Raw genomic sequence first — 3,855 nt, forward strand, 5'->3', positions numbered from 1 at the left:
CCGATGCCATTGCCGATCAGGCTGACGATCAGCAGCAGGACCGAAATCGTCGTCGCGCGCGATTTCGGGCTGACGATGGCAGTCCCGACTGTGTATTGCGCGCCGAGATAGGAATAATGGGCGATGGCCGCGACAATCCACAGCATGAAGGCCAAGGATAGCGTCGGCGCAAAGAAGGCGCCCACATAGGTCGGGACGGCGATCAGAAGCCCGACCCCCGGCAACCAGGCGGCGACATTTGGAAAGCGGCCTTCCAGTTTCTCCGACAGGAATCCGCCAAGGAAAGTACCGCCAGCAGCAACGGCTGCGAGCGGTGCGCCATAGAGCACAGCCGCGTCCCGCACCCCGATGCCGTGTACGCGCTGAAGGAAGGGGGCCTGGAAACTGATCAGGCCATAGCCGACAAACGCAACGAGGGCCGCACCCATCGACAGCCACCAGAAGGTTGGCTTGGGCGCAAATTCACGAAATGCATCGAAGAAACCGACTTTCTTCGTTGTGTCGGTTTCTGTCGGGGGATCTGAATAGCCACGCGGAGGCTCCTTGATGGTGAAAAATAGGATAAGAGCGATAACCACGCCGGGCAGGCCGACGACGACAAAGGCGATGCGCCAGCCGCCTACGGTCGACCAGTCGATCCCCGTAAACAGTCCGCCAAGACCGAGTGAGCCGAGCCAGGCACCGAAATCCTCGCCCGAAATGCCCGCAATCGTTCCGCCGAACAGTTGCGCGAGGACCCCGCCAATCGTTACGCCCATAGAGTAGATGCCGAGCGCGCCAGCACGGCTCCTGGGCGGGAAATAGTCAGTGATGATCGAGTTGGCCGGCGGCGTACAGCCCGCCTCGCCGACAGCGACACCGACCCGGAAGATGAGTAGCCAGATGAAGCCGGAGGCAACACCGCAGAGCGCCGTCATGACCGACCAGATGACGATGCACAGCGTAATGATCAGGACCCGATTGGCGCGGTCCGCCCACATCGCGATTGGAATACCCATCAGCGCGTAGAACAGCGCAAAAGGAGGCCCGGAAAGGAGACCCCATTGGGTATCGGAAAGATTGAACTCGTTGATAATCGGCTGCGCAACGACCGTGATCAGCGTGCGGTCAATAAAGTTCAGCGTGTAGACGAGCATGAGCGCGATCAGGACGTAAGACCGGTAGCCCTTTGTGCCGAAACCTGTGACGTGGCCCTGGCCAGCGGTCGCTGTCGTATCGCTCATATTACCTCCCTCGATCGTCTCTGTTCGGACGTCTCTTCGACCTTGTCGAACAGTTCATCACGTCTTGCAATCCTGCCTGAGCCATGAATCTGAAGCATGGCTCGGACCTTTAGGGCTGCATTGGCTCATGATCCTAACGAATCGCAACAGGGTTGATGATGGCCTGTACGGTACCGTTCAACCGGGGGATGCCCAGGGAAAAGAAGAATTCCGTGACGCCGTCAGAAGCAAGCTCGTTCGTCACCATGCTTTCGAGAATGTAGACCCCGCGCTTGGCGAGCAGCGTCTGGTGGACTTCGAAAGGGCGCGCTTCGTTCTCAAAGGGAATGGCCTCCAGAGCGGTCGTATCGGCGCCTATCGCGACGACGCCAAGATCTGCGAGATAGTTTGCCCCTTCGACACCAAGGCCCGGATGGGTGGCCATCAGTTCGGTAGAGCCTTCAGCCGCCTTCATCGCGCCTGTATGGAACAGGACGACGTCGCCTGTTTCGATCTGAACGCCGGCCAGCTCCATGGCTTCATCGATTTCCGCCTTGTTGAAGGCCGTGCCGTCTGGCACGGGATCAGCGTCGAAAATCTTTGTCATGTCGAGAAGGATGCCGCGCGTCACAATGGGCGGGATATCCTGCGTGCCAAATTGCGTCAGGCCCGCTGGCGTCACGAAATCCGAGACATGCACGCCATTATAGTAGAGGTGATCAATGCCCATGTGGCCAAGCCCGTCGATCTGGCTGCCGATTCCGACGAAAGTCTGAACGAGGTCATCATTGCCAACAGCGCGGTTTTCGCCAAGCGGCGTGCCTGAACCGTCGGACGGTTGCATCACATAGACGTCGTAGCGGCGAGGCGGATAGGCTGGCGTGTCGCGGCTCGTGATCATGCCAAGCGCGTATGTCTTGCCCGTCGTGATCAGCTTGGCCGCCTCGGCCGTCTTCTCGGCGCTGAGATTGGCGACAGCGCCCAGCCTGTCACCAGGGCCATATTCCGATGGATACCAGCTCTCCGCGTCCTGAGCACTCACTGTGCAGGCCGCCAGAGATGCCGCAAGGCATGCGCCAAACAGTTTCATCATCACTCTCCTCCCTTGTGTTTTTGGGTGACAGTGACTGTAGAGCGCCAAGGTGTCCAGCATTGACCCGGCGAAAGGTCAGGCAGCCTTTGGGAGCTTGTCCCGATTGTGGGGCGCCTCCCAGTCGATCGCCGGGCCAGCCGGAACGATCTGCGTCGGGTTCACCATATAATGGCTCTGATAGTAGTGGCGCTGGGCGTGCTTGATGTTCGTTGTCTCTGAAATGCCGGGCCACTGATAGAGATCGCGGGCATAGGGCCACAGATTCTCATAGTCCACGATGCGCCGGATATTGCACTTGAAGTGGCCGTGATAAACGAGATCGAACCGGAACAGCGTTGTCCAGAGACGCCAGTCGGCTTCGGTCGGCGTATCGCCTGTCAGAAAACGCGACTTGGCCAGCAGCCCGTCCAGCCAATCGAGGGAATCGAAAAGGGGATGCACGGCCTCCTCATAGGCTTCCTGGGTGGTCGCGAAGCCGGCTTTGTAAACGCCATTGTTCACGGTGTGATATACCCGTTCATTGATCTCATCGATCTCATGGCGCTTGCTGTCCGGGTAATAGTCGCCGGCCTTGGCCCCGACGCTATCGAAAGCCGAATTGAACATGCGAATGATATCGGCCGACTCATTGCTGACGATCGTGCCGCGCTGTTTGTCCCACAGGGTCGGCACAGTCACCCGGCCGGTATAATGCGGGTCGGCCTTCAGATAGACTTCGTAGAGATATTTCGATCCGAACAGCTTATCCTTCACGATGCCGTCCGGATCGGTTTTGAACGTCCAGCCATTCTCACCCATGAACCAGTGCGTGACCGAGACGTCGATCATGTCCTCGAGGCCCTTTAGCTTGCGGAGAATCAAGGCCCGGTGGGCCCACGGGCAGGCATAGGCGATATAGAGATGGTAGCGCCCGGGCTCAGCCTTGAAACCGCCTTCGCCCGTTGGTCCGGCTGATCCATCCGCGGTGATCCAGTTGCGAAACTGGCTTTCATGCCGCTCGAACTTTCCGCCCGTGCTGTCCGTGTCGTACCATTTGTCTTGCCAGATGCCGTTATTGAGCAGGCCCATAGAAATCTCCAAAGTCGTCAGCTTGCGCGCCGATACAGCGCTTTCTGTATCAACTATTGGAATAGGCTGTGGTTTCCAGCTTTGAGCCAGCGCTAGGACTTATGCGCAACCGGCATGTCGGAGAGGGATGGCGCCGCCGCCTTTGAAAAGAGCCACGCACAGGCCAGCCAGGCAAAGCTGAACGCAGCATTCCCAAGAACAATGTCCCATGGCCATGATGGGCTCGTTCGTCCCCAACCGGCCAGAAGCGCAACGCCGGCAATGGCGAACTGAAGCAGAGCGATAGTCGAAAGCGTAATTGACATCTCTCTGGCGCGAAATCTGACAATCAGTGCGCCGAGCAGCAGCAAAGGAAGCAGCCCGAGCAAGACCAGATTTGCGATATTCGACTCGCTTCCAATCACGCCGACCCCACCGGAAACCCAGATCAGGGCAACTGCCGTCGAGACGGTGAAGACGAGACCAGCCCGGTAATAAGGATTACGCCCAAGC

General features: G+C 58.6%; 3 protein-coding genes and 1 pseudogene. All 4 read right to left on the reverse strand.

From position 1 onward, the window contains the following. Positions 1-1,223: spinster family MFS transporter (locus tag WA989_RS04010; protein ID WP_424339226.1), on the reverse strand; the 1,223-nt coding region annotated here is incomplete at its 3' end. A 133-nt stretch (positions 1,224-1,356) separates the two neighbouring features. Continuing rightward, complete coding sequence (locus tag WA989_RS04015; RefSeq protein ID WP_424339227.1) at positions 1,357-2,295, reverse strand: cyclase family protein; 939 nt, start codon at positions 2,293-2,295, stop codon at positions 1,357-1,359. Between the two features lie 75 nt (positions 2,296-2,370). Beyond that, on the reverse strand, positions 2,371-3,363 hold the full coding sequence (locus WA989_RS04020; protein ID WP_424339228.1) for a glutathione S-transferase family protein: 993 nt from the start codon (positions 3,361-3,363) through the stop codon (positions 2,371-2,373). A 92-nt stretch (positions 3,364-3,455) separates the two neighbouring features. Next, positions 3,456-3,855, reverse strand: a pseudogene (locus WA989_RS04025) (hypothetical protein); the annotation flags it as partial.

Origin of the sequence: Henriciella sp., assembly GCF_049649345.1 — a bacterium.
GTDB lineage: Bacteria > Pseudomonadota > Alphaproteobacteria > Caulobacterales > Hyphomonadaceae > Henriciella.